This is a genomic window from Polymorphum gilvum SL003B-26A1 (assembly GCF_000192745.1).
Taxonomy (GTDB): Bacteria; Pseudomonadota; Alphaproteobacteria; order Rhizobiales; family Stappiaceae; genus Polymorphum; species Polymorphum gilvum.
In genome coordinates, this window is sequence record NC_015259.1 from 1 (window position 1) to 18,508 (window position 18,508).

At 68.4% G+C, this 18,508-nt stretch carries 16 protein-coding genes and 1 tRNA gene; 14 read left to right on the forward strand and 3 right to left on the reverse strand.

The window, feature by feature from the left end; translation table 11 throughout:
• The first annotated feature begins 130 nt into the window (after positions 1 to 130).
• From dnaA to gyrB, 4 genes are all read left to right on the forward strand, one after another.
• Positions 131 to 1,606, forward strand: a complete 1,476-nt coding sequence (dnaA, locus tag SL003B_RS00005) for a chromosomal replication initiator protein DnaA (RefSeq protein WP_013650764.1) — start codon at positions 131 to 133, stop codon at positions 1,604 to 1,606.
• 184 nt (positions 1,607 to 1,790) lie between these two features.
• Positions 1,791 to 2,909: a DNA polymerase III subunit beta gene (dnaN, locus tag SL003B_RS00010; RefSeq protein ID WP_013650765.1), complete on the forward strand. Its 1,119-nt coding sequence runs from the start codon at positions 1,791 to 1,793 to the stop codon at positions 2,907 to 2,909.
• Positions 2,910 to 2,986: 77 nt separating this feature from the next.
• Positions 2,987 to 4,120, forward strand: a complete 1,134-nt coding sequence (gene recF, locus SL003B_RS00015; protein ID WP_013650766.1) for a DNA replication/repair protein RecF — start codon at positions 2,987 to 2,989, stop codon at positions 4,118 to 4,120.
• Positions 4,121 to 4,270: 150 nt separating this feature from the next.
• Positions 4,271 to 6,724 (forward strand): DNA topoisomerase (ATP-hydrolyzing) subunit B, encoded by a 2,454-nt coding sequence (gene gyrB / locus SL003B_RS00020; protein ID WP_013650767.1) that lies wholly within the window; start codon positions 4,271 to 4,273, stop codon positions 6,722 to 6,724.
• Positions 6,725 to 6,811: 87 nt separating this feature from the next.
• Here gyrB and SL003B_RS00025 read toward each other — a convergent pair whose 3' ends face one another.
• Positions 6,812 to 8,890 carry a putative bifunctional diguanylate cyclase/phosphodiesterase gene (locus SL003B_RS00025; protein ID WP_049792525.1) on the reverse strand — a complete coding sequence of 693 codons (2,079 nt, stop codon included), beginning with the start codon at positions 8,888 to 8,890 and terminating at the stop codon, positions 6,812 to 6,814.
• Between the two features lie 312 nt (positions 8,891 to 9,202).
• Here SL003B_RS00025 and SL003B_RS00035 point away from each other — a divergent pair, with 312 nt between their 5' ends.
• Together SL003B_RS00035 and SL003B_RS00040 are read left to right on the forward strand one after the other, a co-directional pair.
• Complete coding sequence (locus SL003B_RS00035; RefSeq protein WP_013650769.1) at positions 9,203 to 9,628, forward strand: septal ring lytic transglycosylase RlpA family protein; 426 nt, start codon at positions 9,203 to 9,205, stop codon at positions 9,626 to 9,628.
• A 336-nt stretch (positions 9,629 to 9,964) separates the two neighbouring features.
• Positions 9,965 to 10,041: transfer RNA gene (locus SL003B_RS00040), tRNA-Arg, on the forward strand.
• A gap of 296 nt (positions 10,042 to 10,337) precedes the next feature.
• On the opposite strand, the gene pyrF is transcribed toward SL003B_RS00040, so the two are convergent.
• Positions 10,338 to 11,063 (reverse strand): orotidine-5'-phosphate decarboxylase, encoded by a 726-nt coding sequence (pyrF, locus tag SL003B_RS00045; protein WP_013650770.1) that lies wholly within the window; start codon positions 11,061 to 11,063, stop codon positions 10,338 to 10,340.
• A gap of 262 nt (positions 11,064 to 11,325) precedes the next feature.
• Here pyrF and hisB point away from each other — a divergent pair, with 262 nt between their 5' ends.
• From hisB to coaA, 8 genes are all read left to right on the forward strand, one after another.
• Positions 11,326 to 11,919 (forward strand): imidazoleglycerol-phosphate dehydratase HisB, encoded by a 594-nt coding sequence (hisB, locus tag SL003B_RS00050; protein WP_013650771.1) that lies wholly within the window; start codon positions 11,326 to 11,328, stop codon positions 11,917 to 11,919.
• A 12-nt stretch (positions 11,920 to 11,931) separates the two neighbouring features.
• Positions 11,932 to 12,453: a DUF2628 domain-containing protein gene (locus SL003B_RS00055; RefSeq protein ID WP_013650772.1), complete on the forward strand. Its 522-nt coding sequence runs from the start codon at positions 11,932 to 11,934 to the stop codon at positions 12,451 to 12,453.
• Positions 12,450 to 13,103 (forward strand): imidazole glycerol phosphate synthase subunit HisH, encoded by a 654-nt coding sequence (gene hisH / locus SL003B_RS00060; protein ID WP_013650773.1) that lies wholly within the window; start codon positions 12,450 to 12,452, stop codon positions 13,101 to 13,103. The genes SL003B_RS00055 and hisH overlap by 4 nt, the downstream gene beginning before the upstream one ends.
• Before the next feature lie 14 nt (positions 13,104 to 13,117).
• On the forward strand, positions 13,118 to 13,405 hold the full coding sequence (locus tag SL003B_RS00065; RefSeq protein ID WP_013650774.1) for a DUF1330 domain-containing protein: 288 nt from the start codon (positions 13,118 to 13,120) through the stop codon (positions 13,403 to 13,405).
• 65 nt (positions 13,406 to 13,470) lie between these two features.
• Positions 13,471 to 14,217, forward strand: coding sequence for a 1-(5-phosphoribosyl)-5-[(5-phosphoribosylamino)methylideneamino]imidazole-4-carboxamide isomerase (gene hisA, locus SL003B_RS00070; RefSeq protein ID WP_013650775.1), 747 nt, complete (start codon positions 13,471 to 13,473; stop codon positions 14,215 to 14,217).
• On the forward strand, positions 14,214 to 14,993 hold the full coding sequence (gene hisF / locus SL003B_RS00075) for an imidazole glycerol phosphate synthase subunit HisF (protein ID WP_013650776.1): 780 nt from the start codon (positions 14,214 to 14,216) through the stop codon (positions 14,991 to 14,993). Before hisA ends, hisF begins: the two co-directional genes overlap by 4 nt.
• A gap of 54 nt (positions 14,994 to 15,047) precedes the next feature.
• Complete coding sequence (locus SL003B_RS00080; protein ID WP_013650777.1) at positions 15,048 to 15,371, forward strand: phosphoribosyl-ATP diphosphatase; 324 nt, start codon at positions 15,048 to 15,050, stop codon at positions 15,369 to 15,371.
• 151 nt (positions 15,372 to 15,522) lie between these two features.
• On the forward strand, positions 15,523 to 16,488 hold the full coding sequence (gene coaA / locus SL003B_RS00085; protein ID WP_013650778.1) for a type I pantothenate kinase: 966 nt from the start codon (positions 15,523 to 15,525) through the stop codon (positions 16,486 to 16,488).
• A gap of 240 nt (positions 16,489 to 16,728) precedes the next feature.
• Here the strand turns inward: coaA and SL003B_RS00090 are convergent, their stop codons facing one another.
• Positions 16,729 to 18,414 carry a methyl-accepting chemotaxis protein gene (locus SL003B_RS00090; RefSeq protein WP_013650779.1) on the reverse strand — a complete coding sequence of 562 codons (1,686 nt, stop codon included), beginning with the start codon at positions 18,412 to 18,414 and terminating at the stop codon, positions 16,729 to 16,731.
• Between the last annotated feature and the right edge of the window lie 94 nt (positions 18,415 to 18,508).

An 18,508-nucleotide genomic window follows, 5' to 3' on the forward strand; every position in this document is an offset into this window, starting at 1 on the left:
TGGTATCGCTGCACCGGGTCCACGATTGTCGCCGGAAGGACCCACAAACGCCGCATAGACGGCACACATAATGGCGGAGGCAACGGCTGTGGCGGATCGTTGCCTCGACGATCGACGGAGGCGAGACGAGATGCAGGTTCAGGAAGACACCGGCCCCGATCATTGGAACAGGGTCAAGAAGCGGTTGCGCGCGGAACTGGGCGACGACGTGTTCTCCAGCTGGTTCGCGCGGGTCGATCTGGAGGAGCATTGTGACGGGACGGTGCGGCTGTCGGTACCCACCCGGTTCCTCAAACAGTGGATCCAGTCGAACTACCGCGACCGCCTGATGGGCCTGTGGCAGCGCGAATGCGAGGGCGTTCACCGGATCGAGTTGACCGTGCGCGGCGCCATGCGGCCGCGCCAGGCCTCGACGCCGCTCACGTCCCCCCTGCCGGTCGCCAAGAGGGCCATCGCCCCGGCCAACGACGTCCGGCCGATCTCCTTCGCCGACACCAACGCGGTGGCGGCCGCGCAGGCGGCGACGGCGGCGCTCGGCCGCGGCGAGGCCGATGCCGGCGCCCGCGACGTGCTGCAGGGCGCGGCGCTGGATCCCAAATACACCTTCGAGACCTTCGTGGAGGGCGAGTCCAACGGCTTGGCGCTGGCGGCGGCCAAGCAGGTCGCGTCGGGCGGCGCGGTCACCTTCAACCCTCTGTACCTGCATGCCGCGGTCGGCCTCGGCAAAACCCATCTGATGCAGGCGGTCGCCACCAAGGCGCGCGCTTCGGGCCGCAAGGTGCTCTACCTCACCGCCGAGCACTTCATGTACCGCTTCGTCGCGGCGCTGAAGGCGCAGTCGGCGCTGGCGTTCAAGGAGACCCTGCGCACCATCGACCTGCTGCTCATCGACGACATGCAGTTCCTGCACGGCAAGCAGGTTCAGCAGGAGTTCTGCCACACCCTCAACGCGCTCATCGACGGCGCACGCCAGGTGATCGTTGCCGCCGACCGGGCGCCGTCCGAGCTCGACACGCTCGACGATCGGGTGCGCTCGCGCCTGTCCGGCGGTCTTGTGGTCGGCATTGCCGAGCCGGATTTCGCCCTGCGCCGCAACATCCTCGGCGCCCGCGTCGCGACGCTTAAGAAGTCCTATCCGAACTTCACCGTCCCGGACGGCGTGCTCGACTACGTGGCGCGCCACGTGGTGTCCTCCGGACGCGACCTGGAAGGCGCGCTCAACCGCCTGGTGGCCCACAACCAGCTGACCAACCAGCCGGTGACCCAGGACATGGCCGAACTGACCCTGCGCGACCTGATCCGCACCAGCGAGCCGCGCCGTGTCAAGATTGAAGACATCCAGCGCGTGGTCTCCAAGCACTACAACGTCACCAAGGCGGATCTGCTGTCGGCGCGGCGCACCCGCACCATCGTCCGTCCGCGCCAGATCGCCATGTACCTGGCGAAGGTGATGACGCCGCGCTCGCTGCCCGAGATCGGCCGCCGCTTCGGCAATCGGGACCATACCACGGTCCTGCACGCGGTGCGCAAGGTCGAGGAGATGGCCCGCGCCGACATCGGCCTCGCCCAAGAACTGGAGCTGCTCAAGCGCATGCTCGACGCCTGAGCGCGGCGCCTTTGCGCGACGTCCGCGGGACAGACGAAAGGAGGGGCGCCGAAGCGAGCGCCCCTCTTGCTTTTCCGGTCGGTTGAGGGCAGGGTCGGTGCCCCGCTCCGATCCCTGCGGAGCACCCTGTTTCCTTCGGCCGGGCCGTGCTGCCCGGTCCTTCACGAGTACACGGACGACGCGCATGAAAGCGACCCTCGAGCGGACCGACCTCCTCAAGTCCCTGACGCACGTGCACCGGGTTGTCGAGCGCCGCAACACGATCCCGATCCTGTCGAACGTGCTGCTGCGCGCCGAGCATGGAGCGCTGAAGCTGAAGGCGACCGACCTCGACCTGGAAGTTCTGGAGACCGTACCCGCCATGATCGAGGCGCCCGGCGGCACCACGGTACCCGCGCACATGATCTACGACATCGTGCGCAAGCTGCCGGAAGGCTCGCAGGTGGTACTGGAGACCACTGGCGACAACGCCACGCTGGAAATCCGCGCCGGGCGCTCGCGCTTCGCCCTGCAGATGCTGCCCGAAGCCGATTTCCCCGACTTGACCGCGGGCACGTTCAGCCACCAGTTCACTCTGTCGGCAGGCGCGATCCGCAAGCTGATCGACACCACCCAGTTCGCCATCTCCACCGAGGAGACGCGCTACTACCTGAACGGCATCTATCTGCACACGGTCGACACGCCCCAGGGCCAGAAGTTCCGCGCCGTGGCGACCGACGGTCACCGCCTGGCCCAGGCCGAGGTGCCGGCGCCGGCTGGCGCCGCCGGCATGCCGGGAATCATCGTGCCGCGTAAGACCGTCGGCGAGATCCAGAAGCTGCTGGAGGATCGCGAGGCGGAAGTGCAGGTCGAGATCTCCGACACCAAGATCCGCGTTACCACCGGGCCGGTGGTGCTGACCTCCAAGCTGATCGACGGCACCTTCCCGGACTACGGCCGGGTCATCCCGCAGCACAACGACAAGGAACTGCGCGTCGACCGCGACGAGTTCCGCGAGGCGGTCGACCGTGTCTCGACGATCTCCTCCGAGCGCGGCCGCGCCGTGAAGCTGGCGCTGTCGGAAGGACGCCTGGTGCTGGCGGTCAACAACCCGGACTCGGGCAGCGCCACCGAAGAACTGGCGGTCGAGTACGACAGCGACCCGCTGGAGATTGGCTTCAACTCGCGCTACCTGCTCGACATTGCGGCCCAGCTCACCGGCGACACGGCGCTGTTCCGTCTCGCGGACCCCGGCTCGCCGACGCTGGTGCAGGACAACGCGGCCGAAGATTGCCTGTTCGTCCTGATGCCGATGCGCGTCTGACGCGCCCATGCGGCGGAGCGGGGTCCCCAGTGGCGCCCCGCCACTGCCCGCCGCTGGAGGCGACCGGAAGGGGTTCCATGTCCAGCCGAGTGTCGGTGGCGATCGAGCGCCTGACCCTGACGGACTTCCGCAACTATTCGCTCCTGGTGCTGGAGCCGTCCGCGCCGCTGGTCGCCCTAGTCGGCGACAACGGCGCCGGCAAGACCAACATCCTGGAGGCGATCTCCCTGCTTACCGCCGGACGCGGGCTGCGGCGGGCCGCCCTGGCCGACATCGCGCGCCTCGACGGACCAGGCGGCTGGGCGATTTCGGCGCTGCTGCGAACACAGGCCGGAGAGACGGTAATCGGCACCGGCTATACACCGGGCGAGGCTGGCCGCCGGGTGCGCATCGACGGCACCGAGGCGCGCTCCTCAGAGGCCCTGCTCGACCATCTGCGTGTGCTCTGGCTGGTGCCGTCGATGGACGGGCTGTTCACCGGACCGGGCTCGGAGCGCCGCCGCTTTCTCGACCGGCTGACCCTGTCGCTCGACCCGACCCACGGCCGCCGGGTCAACGACTACGAGCGCGCCCTGCGCCAGCGCAACCGCCTGCTCGAAGAGGGCGGCAGCGCGGCCTATCTGGACTCGATCGAACGCCAGGTCGCCGAACTCGGCGCGGCGGTGGCGCTGGCGCGCGGCGAAACGGTCAGCCTGCTGCAGGGATGCATTGACGCCCAGGCGGCGACCGGGCTGCCGTTTCCGCGCGCCCTGCTCGCGGTCGACGGCGAGTTCGAGGTCGAAACGCAAGGTCTCGGCGCCTCCGACCGGGAGGATCGGCTGCGCCGGATGCTGCGCGACGGCCGCACGCGCGACCGGGCAGCAGGACGGACACTTTGCGGGCCGCACCGCAGCGACCTGGTCGTCCAGCACGCAGCCAAGGGCATTCCGGCAGCGCAGTCCTCGACCGGCGAGCAGAAGGCGCTTCTGGTCGGGCTGATCCTTGCCCATGCCGACCTGACGGCGGCCGTCGCGGGCATGACGCCGGTGCTTCTCCTCGACGAGATCGCCGCTCATCTGGACCCGGGCCGACGTGCCGCGCTGTTCTCTCGCCTGGAGGCGCTGGCCTGCCAGGTGGTCATGACCGGAACCGATGCCGGCCTGTTCGAGGCCATGCCGGCGGGCTCGGAGATCCTCGCGGTGGCGGGCAATCGGGCAACGCGTTTGTCCTGAGCCGGCGAAGGCCCTTAAAATGGCCGGAATTTCGTGGTTTTCCACGACAATGGACGCCCGCCGGCCGGCGACGGATCGGTGCTGTTGAACCCCCCGGCCAACCCCGTATAACGGATACTTGAACCCCTGACCGAACGGTGACTGATTCGGATGACCGACACTTCGCTTCCCGACAACACTCCGCCCGCCGGCGCGGCCGATCCCCAGGACTACGGCGCCGACTCGATCAAGGTCCTCAAGGGCCTGGATGCGGTGCGCAAGCGGCCGGGCATGTACATCGGCGACACCGACGACGGCTCCGGCCTGCACCACATGGTCTACGAGGTGGTCGACAACGCCATCGACGAGGCTCTGGCCGGCCATGCCGACCGTGTCACCGTGACGCTTAACGCCGACGGTTCGGTGACCGTGACCGACAACGGCCGCGGCATCCCGACCGACGTGCATGCGACGGAGGGCGTGTCGGCGGCCGAGGTCATCATGACCCAGCTGCATGCCGGCGGCAAGTTCGACCAGAACTCCTACAAGGTCTCCGGCGGCCTGCACGGCGTTGGCGTATCGGTGGTCAACGCGCTTTCAACCTGGCTGGAACTGCGCATCTGGCGCGCCGGCAAGGAGCATTTCATCCGCTTCCGCCATGGCGACGCGGAAGCCCCCCTGGTCGAGGTCGGCCCCTCGAACGGGCGCAAGGGAACCGAGGTCACCTTCCTGCCCTCGCCGGAGACCTTCACCCGCATCGAGTTCGACTTCGCCACCCTGGAACACCGCCTGCGCGAGCTGGCCTTCCTCAATTCCGGCGTGCGTATCCTGCTGACCGACAGGCGCGGGGTGGAGGAAAAGGCCGTCGAGCTGTTCTACGAAGGTGGTCTCGAGGCCTTCGTGCGCTATCTCGACCGGGCCAAGCACCCGCTGGTCGAGGCGCCCATCACCGTCGGCGCCGAACGTGACGGCATCACCGTCGAGGCGGCGCTGTGGTGGAATGACAGCTACCACGAGCAGGTGCTGTGCTTCACCAACAACATCCCGCAGCGCGACGGCGGTACCCATCTGGCCGGCTTCCGCGCCGCCCTGACCCGCCAGGTGACCGGCTATGCCGACAGCTCCGGCCTGCTGAAGAAGGAAAAGGTGTCGCTGACCGGCGACGACTGCCGCGAGGGCCTGACCTGCGTCCTGTCGGTGAAGGTGCCCGACCCGAAATTCTCGTCGCAGACCAAGGACAAGCTGGTGTCCTCGGAAGTGCGCCCGGTGGTCGAGAACGTCATCAACCAGGCGCTCGCCGAGTGGCTGGAAGAGAACCCGGCGCGCGCCAGGGCTGTCGTGTCCAAGGTGGTCGAGGCGGCGTCCGCCCGCGAGGCGGCGCGCAAGGCGCGCGAACTGACCCGCCGCAAGGGCGCGCTCGACATCGCCTCCCTGCCCGGCAAGCTGGCCGACTGCCAGGAGCGCGACCCGGCCAAGGCCGAGCTGTTCCTGGTCGAGGGCGACTCGGCCGGCGGCTCCGCCAAGCAGGGCCGCCACCGCGAGAACCAGGCCGTCCTTCCGCTGCGCGGCAAGATCCTCAACGTCGAACGCGCACGCTTCGACAAGATGCTGTCTTCCAACGAGATCGGTACGCTGATCACCGCGCTCGGCACAGGCATCGGCAAGGAGGAGTTCAACCTCGACAAGCTGCGCTACCACAAGATCATCATCATGACGGACGCGGACGTCGACGGAGCGCATATCCGCACGCTGCTGTTGACCTTCTTCTTCCGCCAGATGCCCGAGTTGATCGAGCGCGGCCACATCTACATTGCCCAGCCGCCACTCTACAAGGTCAAGCGTGGCCAGTCCGAACAGTACCTGAAGGACCAGACGGCGCTGGAGGACTATCTCATCGGCCAGGGTCTGGAGGATACCTCGCTCACCCTCGCCAGCGGCGAGGTGCGGATGGGCGCGGACCTGCGCAGCGTGGTCGAGACGGCGCGCAGCATCAACGCCATCTTCGACGGTCTGCATTCGCGCTACGACCGGGCGGTCGTCGAACAGGCGGCGATCGCCGGGGCGCTCAATCCCGAGACGCTGCATGATGCCGCCAAGGCGGCGGAAGCGGCCGCCTACATCGCCCGCCGCCTCGACATCCTGGCCGACGAGTTCGAGCGCGGCTGGACCGGCGAGGCGCGCGACGACGGCAGCCTGGTCTTCCGGCGCACCGTGCGCGGCGTCGAGGAAGTGGCGACCATCGATGCCGCCCTACTCGCGTCCGCCGACGCGCGCCGGCTCGACGCCCAAGCTAAGCATCTGCAGGAGATCTATGGCAAGGCCGCGAGCCTGCGTCGAAAGGACAGCGAAACCGCCATCCGCGGCCCGCAGGCCCTGCTCGCCACGGTGTTCGCCTTTGGTCGCAAAGGCATCAGCCTGCAGCGCTACAAGGGCCTCGGCGAGATGAACCCCGAGCAGCTGTGGGAGACCACCCTGGATCCGAACGTCCGCTCGCTGCTGCAGGTGAAGGTCAAGGAGGCAGACGACGCCGACGACATCTTCACCAAGCTGATGGGCGACGAGGTCGAGCCGCGGCGCGAATTCATCCAGGACAACGCGCTCAGCGTCGCCAACCTCGACGTGTGATTGCCGGCTCCCGGCGGGCATCGGTCCCCGGCTCCTTTTCGAGCCCGGACCGGACCGCCGGCGCGGTGTGGCAGACGTTCGCCGCCGTCACAGCGCACGCCACGGCGCCGGCTCGCCGAAAAGGAAGCCCTGGCCCATCGCCACACCCAGGTCCTGCAGCATGTCGGCGGTATCGGGATCCTCGACATGTTCGGCGATTAGATCGATGCCGAGCTCCCGCGCCACGCAGACGATGCCTTTGACAACGGCATGCTGGACCGGGTCGGAGGCGATCGTGCGCACGATCGACCCGTCGATCTTGAGCCAGTCGAGCTGCAGCTGGCGCAGGTGCGCGGAGGTCGACCAGCCGCCGCCGAAGTCGTCCATGGCGACCCGGCAGCCGTGGTCCTTGAGCGTTGCCACAAGCGTCGCCGCCGCAACGGTGTCGCGGGCGACCGCCGTCTCGGCCAGTTCGAAGCACAGTCTTGCGGCCAGCCGCGGATTAAGTGCCAGCCGCGCCTGCAGCGTTTCCAGGAACAGCGGATCGCCGATGGTCTGCGCCGACAGGTTGACTGACACCGGGCCGAGCCCGGGCTCTCCGGTGAGTCGGTCGAGCACGCCGTCGATCACCCAGTGATCGATACGGCGCATCAGGCCGTGTCGTTCGGCCGAGGCGATCATGCCGCCCGGCCGCAGGATGCGCTCCCCCTCGCCGCGCACCCGCAGCAGGATTTCGTCCATCACCGGCGTGCCTGTGGCGAGGTCGACGACCGGCATGGCGAACAGCGTCAGCCGGTCGTCGGCAAGCGCCTGTTCGACCGTGGCGACATTGGCGAGATCGTCGCGCCGCGCCGCCAGCAGCGGATCGCCGACCTGGAACTGGCGCACCTGGCCACCCCCGGTGGCCTTGCCGGTCAAGCAGGCCTGGTCGGCCCAGTGCAGCACGTCCTTGGCGGTGGCGTTCATCGTACGCACGAACTGTCGGTCCAGCACCGCGACGCCGATCGAGCAGCCTACGCGAAACAGAGCCCCGTCCCATTCGAGACGGATCGCTTCCAGCGCCTCGACGATGGAACGGGCGAGGCGATTGGCCTCGTCCTGATCGGCGCCGTAGCGCAGCACGGCGAATTCGTCGCCGCCGAGCCGCGCGACGCAGCCGCGCTCGGCCGCCAGCGCGCCGAGCTGGGCGGCGATCCGGCACAGCATGGCGTCTCCCGCCGCATGGCCGCCACGGTCGTTGAGCGCCTTGAAGTCGTCGAGGTCGATGGCAAGCAGGGCGAAGCCTTCGGAGATCCCCGTCCGTGCCTTGGTCAGTTCCTCTTCAAGGGATTTCTGGAAAGCGCGCCGATTGGCGAGGCCGGTGAGCGGGTCCTCCATCGCCAGCCGCTCGAGCTCGCGCGTGCGCTGGCAGGCCAGTTCGTCTGACCGCAGAACCAGCAGCGCGCCCTCGATCGCGTCATCCTCGCCGACGAACGGCCCGACATGAATCTCGGCATCGCCGGCGCCGTCGTCCCCATCGGGCACGAGCGCGTAGAGCCGGGCGGGGCGTCCGGCCAGCGCCTTGCGCAGCGGCGCCTCCAGCACGTTGTCGAACACCGCGCGGCCGACCAGATCGGCGACATGGGCGCCGGCTTCGTCCGCCTGCGACCGCTGCCGCGCCCCGCCGGCGCAGAGGCCGGCGCGGATGCGCAGGTCCGGGCCGATCAGGTAGGCCCGGCCGGACAGGGCGGCGAAGGCCTGCTCAGCGAACCGCAGGCGCGCCCGGACCTGCGCCTGTTCGGTCAGGTCGTGGGCCAGCACGACGACCGCGCCCTCGACGCCGGCCGCGCGGCCCGCCGGCCGGCAGGCCACCTCGGCGAAGCACGGTTCCGCGTGTGGCGGCGCGAGCCAGGTTTCGGTGCGCGCGGGCACGCCGGCCCGCGCCGCCTCGAGCACCGGACGCAGCCTGTGCAGGCCGGCCTCCCCCACGAGATCCGCGAGGCTGCGCCCGGCCGCGCAACCGAGGCCGAGGCCGAACAGCTCGGCAAAGCCGGCATTGGCCCGCAGCACCACGCCGGTGCCGGACACGAAGGCGAAAGGCTGCGGCAGCAGCCGCAGCAGATCGTCCAGGCGCGCATCGGCGCCGGCAGGATCCTCCGGATCGGAAGCACTTGAAGCGAGCAACGTGTTCCGGGCGCTGTCGGTCAACAGTCTTTCCTCTCGACAAGATGCCGCGTGAACGGCGGCATCGAGGCTCATACAAACGAAGTCAACGAAACAGCCAAGTGTTTACCACGAAAGAAACCCAGTAAATCGCGCTGAACCACGTATCCATCGCTTGTTTTGGCACGTCGGTAAATAAGAACTAAACATAACGAATTTCTTATTGATTTAATAAAATTCGAACTTGTTGCGCTTTCGGCCAAGGGCACGCAGGGATGATCTGGTCTGCTGGGGTCACATTATGGCCCCATTGACCGGTCAGACGACGCCCCACCGAAACTCTGCCGGGAGCGATCCATGACCCCTGCCTGCCTCCTGCGCCGCGGCCTGCCGGCCTCGCTCCACCTCATCCCACTCCTTGTCTGCGCGCTTGCAGTCGCCATTCCCGCCCGGACGGAAGCGGCGCCGGTCCAGTGCGGCCTGGCCTCGTGGTACCAGCTGACCAGCCGCACCGCGAGCGGCGAGCGCGCCGACCCCGAGACGCTGACCGCCGCCCACCGCAGCCTGCCGTTCGGATCCCTGGTGACCGTCGTCAACCGCGACAACGGCCGCTCGGTGACGTTGCGCGTCAACGACCGGGGACCCTTCGTTAAGAACCGTATCATCGACGTCAGCCGCCGCGCCGCGCGCGAGCTCGGCTTCGTCGACAAGGGCGTGACGCGGGTGCAGGTCGTCGCCGCGGGCAACGCCGCCTACCCGGCCCCGAAGGTAGACTGCCCGTGATGCAGGATAGACATTCAGGATTCTATATGTCGGAATGTTTTCATCTTCATCGAGCCTGAAAATGCGTAATGACTTGCACAGAAAGTCGGAGTAAAGTCCGCCCCCGTGGTCGATGGGGCCATGTGCACAGTAACCTTCGTCGCGCGGCCGGAAGGCTCTGCGCGACTTTTTTTGCCCTCAGCCGCGTCCTCAGCCGCGTCCGGGCGAACCGGTCACGTTCCCTGCGTTCGGCCGGCGCGGCTGCCCATCGGCAGCGATGACAAAGCCGTTGCCCCTCCGCCGGCAATCCTGTATCAGGAGCATCTATCCGTCCGGCGCCCCGCCGGCCTGCGGTCTGCACCCGTAGCTCAGCTGGATAGAGCGCTGCCCTCCGAAGGCAGAGGTCACAGGTTCGAATCCTGTCGGGTGCGCCAAAATCCCATAACCAAATTTCCACAGGATCAGGCATCGTCGGGTGCTGTCATCCCACACCCGCACCCCACATGCCGACTTGCATTGTAGCCATCGCCGCGAGCGCTGCGTGGGAGGGGGCCGACGCGCAAAATCGGTCTCGTTCTGGCGAGTTTGCCGCTGTTCGCGCCGTCAGCCTGCACAACGACCCGGAAATATCAGGTGCGAATCGACGCCGGCGTCCATTGACCTTTTCCCAGAAGGAGGAAGGCGAGCGACAAGCATCCGACCGGTTGCCTCGAAAAGGCAGGCGGCCGGGTCAGAGGGCAGCGTCGATCTCGGCAGCGATGGCGAGGGCTGCGGCGCGGGGATCGGCGGCGCGGGAGATCGGCCGGCCGACGACGAGATAATCGGAGCCGGCGCGGATCGCCTCGGCGGGAGTCATGACGCGCTTCTGGTCGCCGGCGTCGCTGCCGGCCGGGCGCACGCCGGGGGTGACGACGACGAGTTCGGCCCCGACCAGCGCCTTCATGGCGGCGGCCTCCAGCGGCGAGCAGACGATGCCGCCCATGCCGGCGGCGCGGGCGTCGGCCGCGCGCGCGGCGACCAGCTCGGCGATCGGGCCGCGATAGCCGGCGGCCTTCAAATCGTCCTCGTCGAGCGAGGTCAGCACGGTGACGCCGAGCAGGCAGAGGTCGGTGGTGCCGGTGTCGCGCAGCGCGGCGACGGCCGCGCGCATGGTCTTCGGATAGGCATGCAGGGTCACGAAGCGCACGCCCATGGTCGCGATGGTGCGGACCGCGCTCATGATGGTGTTGTCGATGTCGAGCAGCTTGACGTCGAGAAAGACGTCAACGCCCTCGGCGGCGAGCTCGCGGGCGAGCTCCAGCCCGCCGGCGAACTGCAGTTCCATGCCGATCTTGTAGACGCCGACGGCGCCCCTGGTCGCCGCGATCAGGGCGCGTGCGGCCTCGACGGTCGGCACGTCGAGCGGCAGGACGAGGCGGCCGACGGCGGAAGTCGGCGCGAAGGGGCTGGCGGACACGGCGCGGTCTCCCGGGCAAGGACTGGATTCGAGTGCTGACCGGGACTTCCTAGCACCGGCGGCGCGGCAGCGCCAGCCGCGGGGGCGGAGCGGCGGCCAGAACCTCAACCAGGGAGGCCGTCGCCATCGCTGCTGCAGGCAGACCTAGGCCGCGGCTTGTCGTGCGCGCCGGGCCATGGACCTTTCATTGACCGGACCGGCCTGCTAAAACGGCGCGGCTTCGCCGGCACCAGATCGCGGCCGGCCGACGGAAGGACGACAGATGCGTTCAGCGACGATTTCGCGCACCACCAAGGAAACCCGCATCCAGGTCGAGGTCACACTCGACGGAACGGGCGCCTATGACGTGGCGACCGGTGTCGGCTTCTTCGATCACATGCTGGAGCAGCTTGCGCGCCATTCTCTGATCGACATCACCGTGCGCGCCGAAGGCGACACCCACATCGACTTCCACCACACGGTGGAGGACACCGGCATCGCGCTCGGCCAGGCGATCCGTCAGGCGCTCGGCGACATGGCCGGCATAACCCGCTACGCCGACACGCATCTCGCCATGGACGAGGCGCTGACGCGCTGCGCGCTCGACGTTTCGGGGCGGCCGTTCCTGGTCTGGCAGGTGGAGTTCTCCCGGCCGAAGATCGGCGAGTTCGACACCGAGCTGTTCGAGGAGTTCTTCCGCGCCTTCGCCATGAACGCCGGCATCACCCTGCACATCGCCAATCTCTACGGCTCGAACTGCCACCATATCGCGGAAACCTGCTTCAAGGCGGTGGCGCGGTCCCTGCGCAAGGCGGTCGAGATCGACCCGCGCCAGGGCAGCCGTATCCCGACCACCAAGGGCCAGCTCGGCGGCTGAGGAGCGCAAGCGATGAGCGTCTACATGGTCATGGTGCCGCCCGAGGTCGGCACAGGCGAGGCAACCGCGCGAGCGGCCGATCGCCTGCTGTTCCTGCGCGAGGGATTTTCCTGGGGCGCGCTGGCGTTTTCCGGCCTGTGGCTGCTGTGGCACCGGATGTGGCTGGCGCTGCTCGCCTATCTCGCCGCGACTGTGGCGCTGGAGGCGGCCGCCCGCTTCATTGGCGGGCCGGGGCCAGGCGTCGCAGCGTTCCTGCTCGCCGTCCTGATCGGCCTGGAGGCCAATGCGCTGCGGCGCTGGTCGCTGGAGCGGAAGGGCTGGCGCCTGGCAGGCGTCGCCTCGGGCTCTGACATCGAGGAGGCGGAGAGCCGCTTCTTCCGGACCTGGAGCGCGGCCGGCGCCCGGCGCCTGGCGACCCCGCCCGCGCAGGTCGGTACGGGAGCCCAGGCCGGAACCGGCATCGTGCCGCGCATCGGCACCGAGCGGGTGGTCGGGCTGACACTGGCCCCGACCGCCCCGGAGGCGGGCCGATGAGCGTCGCCATCATCGACTACGGCTCTGGCAACCTGCGCTCGGCCGCCAAGGCGTTCGAGCGGGCCGCGCGGGCGCATGCGCGCACGCCCGACGTCATCGTCACCGCGGACCCGGATCGCGTGGCGCGCGCCGACCGGATCGTGCTGCCCGGCGTCGGCGCCTTCGCAGACTGCAAGCGCGGGCTCGCCGCCGTGCCCGGCATGATCGAGGCGCTGGAAGAGGCGGTGCGCCGGCACGGCCGGCCGTTCCTCGGCATCTGCGTCGGCATGCAGCTGATGGCGAGCCGCGGCCTGGAGTTCGAGACGGTCGAGGGGCTGGACTGGATTGCCGGCGACGTCGCCGAGATGACGCCGTCGGATCCGTCGCTGAAGATCCCGCACATGGGCTGGAACACCATTGACGTGCGCCCCGCCGGCCATCCGGTGCTGGCCGGACTGGAGACGGGGGCGGACGGGCTGCACGCCTATTTCGTGCATTCCTACCACTTCGCCACGGCGCGCGAAGAGGACCGGCTGGCGACCTTCGACTACGGCGGCAGCTTCACCGCGATGGTGGCGAAGGACACCATGGTCGGCACCCAGTTCCACCCGGAGAAGAGCCAGCGGCTCGGTCTCGGGCTGATTGCCAATTTCCTGGACTGGACGCCTTGAAAAGGAGGAGCCTCATGGCGAAAGGCTACTGGATTGCCCATGTGAAGATCCGCGACCCGCAGGCCTATCCGGCCTATGTCGCCGCGGCCAAGCCGGCGTTCGAGAAATACGGCGCGCGGTTCCTCGCCCGCGGCGGCGACCATGCGTCGATGGAGGGCGACCTCGGCGAGCGCCACGTGGTGATCGAATTCGAAACCAAGCAGCAGGCGCTCGACTGCTACAATTCGCCGGAATACCAGATCGCGGCGAAGATCCGGCAGTCGTGCGCCGACGGCCATCTCGTCATCGTCGAAGGCCTCTGACCGGCCTTCGATCCGAAACAGGGCCCGCGGGCACCGCCCGCCGGCACCCGGGAACCACAGACCGCATGACCATTCTCTTCCCCGCCATCGACCTGAAGGACGGCCAGTGCGTGCGCCTGAAGCTGGGCGACATGGCGCAGGCGACGGTGTTCAACGACGATCCGGCCGCGCAGGCGAAGGCTTTCGAGGACCAGGGCTTCGAGTGGCTGCACGTGGTCGACCTCGACGGCGCCTTCGCCGGCGAGAGCCGCAACGGCGCCGCCGTCGACGCCATCCTGACGGCGACCAAGAACCCGGTGCAGCTCGGCGGCGGCATCCGCACGCTCGCGCAGATCGAGGCCTGGCTGGCGAAGGGCATCACCCGGGTCATCCTCGGCACGGCGGCCGTGCGCGATCCGGACCTGGTCAAGGCCGCCTGCCGGCGCTTTCCGGGACGGATCGCCGTCGGCATCGACGCGCGCGGCGGCCGGGTCGCGGTCGAGGGCTGGGCGGAGACCTCGGACCTGACCGCCATCGAGCTGGCCAGGCGCTTCGAGGACGCCGGCGTCGCCGCGCTCGTCTACACCGATATCGACCGCGACGGCGTGCTCAAGGGGCTCAACATTCCGGCAACCCTGGAGCTGGCGCGTGCGGTCTTCATTCCGGTGATTGCCTCCGGCGGGCTGGCCTCGATCGAGGACGTCAGGCGGCTGCTCGAACCCGACTGCGCGATCCTGGAAGGCGCGATTTCCGGCCGGGCGCTCTACGACGGCCGGCTCGACCCGAAGGAAGCGATGGCTCTGATTCGTGGGGCCAGAAAGGCGGCGTCATGACCCTCAAGGCCCGCGTTATCCCCTGTCTCGACGTCAAGGACGGCCGCGTCGTCAAGGGCGTCAACTTCGTCGACCTGGTTGACGCCGGAGATCCGGTCGAGGCGGCCAAGGCCTATGACGCGGCCGGCGCCGACGAGCTGTGCTTCCTCGACATCACGGCCAGCCACGAGGGTCGCGACACCATCTTCGACGTGGTGCGGCGGACGGCGGAAGCCTGCTTCATGCCGGTGACCGTCGGCGGCGGCGTGCGCACCATCGAGGACATCCGCAAGCTGCTGGTCGCAGGCGCCGACAAGGTGTCGATCAACACCGCGGCGGTGAAGAACCCGGAGTTCGTGCGCGAGGCGGCAGAGAAGTTCGGCTCGCAGTGCATCGTCGTCTCCATCGACGCCAAGCAGGTCAATGCGGCGGGCGAGCCGGAGCGGTTCGAGATCTTCACCCACGGCGGCCGGACGCCGACAGGCATCGACGCGGTGGCGTTCGCGAAACAGGTCGTGGCGCTCGGCGCCGGCGAACTGCTGGTCACCTCGATGGACCGGGACGGCACCAAGGCCGGCTATAACATCGCGCTGACGCGGGCGATCGCCGACGCGGTGCCGGTGCCGGTGATTGCCTCGGGCGGCGTCGGCACGCTCGACCATCTGGTCGAGGGCATCCGCGACGGCCATGCCACGGCGGTGCTGGCGGCGTCGATCTTCCATTTCGGCACCTACACGATCCACGAGGCCAAGGCGCACATGGCCGCAGCCGGCATCCCCATGCGAATGGATATCTGACGCGCTGCCGCAATGCGGTATATGACTCCTGAGTTGCCGGGAACCGAACCAGCCATGACCGACTTTACCCTTGCCGATCTGGACGCCATCGTCGCCGCCCGTGCGGCCAGCGACGACGAGGCGTCCTACACGCGCAAGCTTGTCACCAAAGGCGTGGCGAAATGCGCCCAGAAGCTCGGCGAGGAGGCCGTGGAGGCGGCGATCGCCGCGGTTGCCGGCGACCGCGCCGGGCTGAAGGGCGAGGCGGCCGACCTGCTCTACCACCTGCTGGTGGTGCTCAGGGTGTCGGGCGTCGGCCTCGACGAGGTGATGGCCGAGCTCGCCGCCCGCACCGGGCGCACGGGCCTGGAGGAGAAGGCTTCCCGGCCGGCCGACTAGGGCCCGAGACAGGGCCCGAGACAGGGAACGGGACGCGCCTTCACGCGCGGCGCCCCGCTCCGCCAGGACGAAATCGATCCCCGGACGACGGCGCGCCGAGCCGGCCGAGCCGGATCCGGGCGATCCAGGGCAGCCAGGACTGCGACAGCACATGGACCAGAGCATCTCCCGGACCGACAGCATGGACCTGTCGCCTTACCGGGTGTTCACGGAAGCCGAATGGGCCCGCCTGCGGGCCGATACGCCGATGACCCTGACGGCGGCCGAAGTGGCGGAGCTGCAGGGCCTCAACGACCCGGTGTCGATGGCGCAGGTGGAGAGCATCTACCTGCCGCTGTCGCGGCTGCTTGCCTATTACGCCGAGGCGACGCTGCTGCTGCATCAGGCGACCAAGAAGTTCCTCGGCATCAACGACGGCAAGACGCCGTTCATCGTCGGCGTCGCCGGCTCGGTGGCGGTCGGCAAGTCGACCACTTCGCGCGTGCTGCGCGCGCTGCTGGCGCGCTGGCCCGCAAGCCCCAAGGTGGACCTTGTCACCACCGACGGCTTCCTCTACCCCAACGCCGTGCTGGAGGCTCAGGGCCTGATGCAGCGCAAGGGCTTCCCGGAAAGCTTCGACCGGCCGGCGCTGCTGAAGTTCCTCAGCGACATCAAGGCCGGCAGGCGCAGCGTGCGGGCGCCGGTCTATTCGCACTTCTACTACGACGTCATGCCCGGCCATTCGGTGACAATTGACAAGCCGGACATCCTGATTGTCGAGGGACTGAACGTGCTGCAGACGCGCGAGCTGCCCAAGGACGGGCGGGCGGTGCCGTTCGTCTCCGACTTCTTCGACTTCTCGGTCTATATTGACGCGCCGGAGGACATCCTCGAGACCTGGTACGTGGAACGCTTCATGCACCTGCGCGAGACCGCGTTCCGCGATCCGGGCTCGTATTTCCACCGCTACTCGCGCATCTCCGACGAGGAGGCGGAAAAGACCGCGCGCAGCATCTGGGCCAACATCAACCTGGAGAACCTGCGCGAGAACATCCTGCCGACGCGGCCGCGCGCCGACCTGATCCTGACCAAGGACGCCAGCCATCGCGTCGCCACGGTGGCGCTGCGCAAGATCTGAGGCGGCCCCAATCCGGAAAAGCCTCTCCGATGTCGTTCCGGCCAAGCGTGAGCTGCGAGCCGGAACCGGAGAGCCGCGGTGTCGATGATGTCAATGAAGGAGACCGAGAGGCCCCCGGCTCACCGATCCCGTATCTGCGCTTCGCTGCGCGCGGGATGACGCGTCTGGAGGTTTGGCAGCGGTCTAAAGCCCCGCCGGAGGGGTCCGGCGGGGCTCGGTCCTTTCGGGTCGCGGCGCGTGTCAGGCCGCCTGGCTGCGGACACCGGTGAGGAAGTCGGCGACCTGGGCGCGCAGCTGGGCGGCGTTTTCCTCCAACTGATGGGCCGAGGCGTCGACCGTCTCGGCGGCCGTGCGCGTCGTGCGCGCCGCGTCCGACACCGCGCCGATGTTGGAGGTCACCTCCATCGTGCCGCGCGAGGCCTCCGTCGCGTTGCGCGCGATTTCCGCCGTCGCCGCGCCCTGCTGCTCCACGGAGGCCGCGATCGAGGCCGCGATGTCGTTCATCTGGTCGATGATCTGCGTCACCGACGAGATCGCGCCCGCGGCCTGTTCCGTCTCCTGCTGGATCGCCGAGATCTGGCTGGAGATCTCCTCCGTCGCCTTGGAGGTCTGGTTGGCCAGTTCCTTCACTTCCGCCGCGACGACCGCAAAGCCGCGGCCGGCCTCGCCGGCGCGCGCCGCCTCGATGGTCGCGTTCAGCGCCAGAAGGTTGGTCTGCTCGGCGATCGCCTGGATCAACGTCACCACCTCGCCGATGCGCCCGGCCGCCTCCGACAGGCCGTGCATGCGCCTGTTGGTCGAACCCGCCTCGGTCGCCGCCTTGGAGGCGATCTGGGTCGAGGCCTGCACCTGGCGGCGGATCTCCGACACCGACGCCGACAGCTCCTCGGCCGCCGCCGCCACCGTTTCCACGTTGCGCGCCGCCTGCTCCGACGCCGAATTGACCAGGCCGCTCTGGCGCGTCGTCTGCTCCGCGCCCGCGGTCATCTCGCTGGAGGCCTCCTGCAGGCGCTTCACCGACTGCTCGATCACGCCCATCATCGCCGTGATCCGGCTGTCGAACTCCACGCTCAACCGCTGCACCTCCGCGCCCCGGCGCACCGCCTCGTCCTGGCGCGCCAGCTGCTCGGCCTCCAGCCGCTTGCGGCTCGCCTCGTTGCGAACGAACACCTCCATCGCCGCCGCCATCTGGCCGATCTCGTCGCCGCGGTCGGCACCCTCGATGACGATGTCACTGTCGCCTTCGGCAAGCGTGTTCATGTTCGCCGTCAGCCTGGCGATCGGCGCATTGATGCTGCGGATGGCCGCGAAGGCGATCAGGAATGCCAGCACCGCGCCGCCCGCGGCAATCGCCACGATCAGCAGCGCCTGGTTCCAGAACGCCGCGTCAAGGTCGTCGATGTAGACGCCCGTGCCGATCATCCAGCCCCACGGCGCAAACCCTTCCGCCCAGCTGTATTTTTCGATCGGCACGTCGCTGCCGGCGCGCGGCCACATGTAGGCGAGCGCGCCGCCGCCCTGCTTGCCGATGTCGATCAGGCCCTTGATGACCTGCACGCCATTCTTGTCGGTCATGCCGATCATGTCGGTGCCGACCAGGGTCGGGCTGGCGTGAACCAGGGTCATGCCGGTATAGTCGAAGATGAACACGTAGTTGCCGTCTTCGTAGCGCATGGCCGACACGGCGGTCTTCGCCGCCGCCTGGGCGACTTCCGTCGACAACTCGCCGCTCTTCTCGAGTTCGTGATACCTGGCGACGATGGACTGCGCCGTCCGGGTGATGTGCTCGATGCTGAGCTTGCGCTCGTCGAGCATCGCCGAGCGCAGGGCCGTCAGGCTAACGATGGCCAGCACGATGGTGAAGGCGAAAATCGTAAGCAGCGGAATGCTTATTTTCCAGACCAGCGGAAGGCGGGCAAAGGACATGGTTCGAGCCCTTGTTCGGGTTTAATCTACCCAACATTGAGGGCAGCACCTGTAAAAAAAGCCTTATATTGTAAATTATGACGAGGTTTTTAAC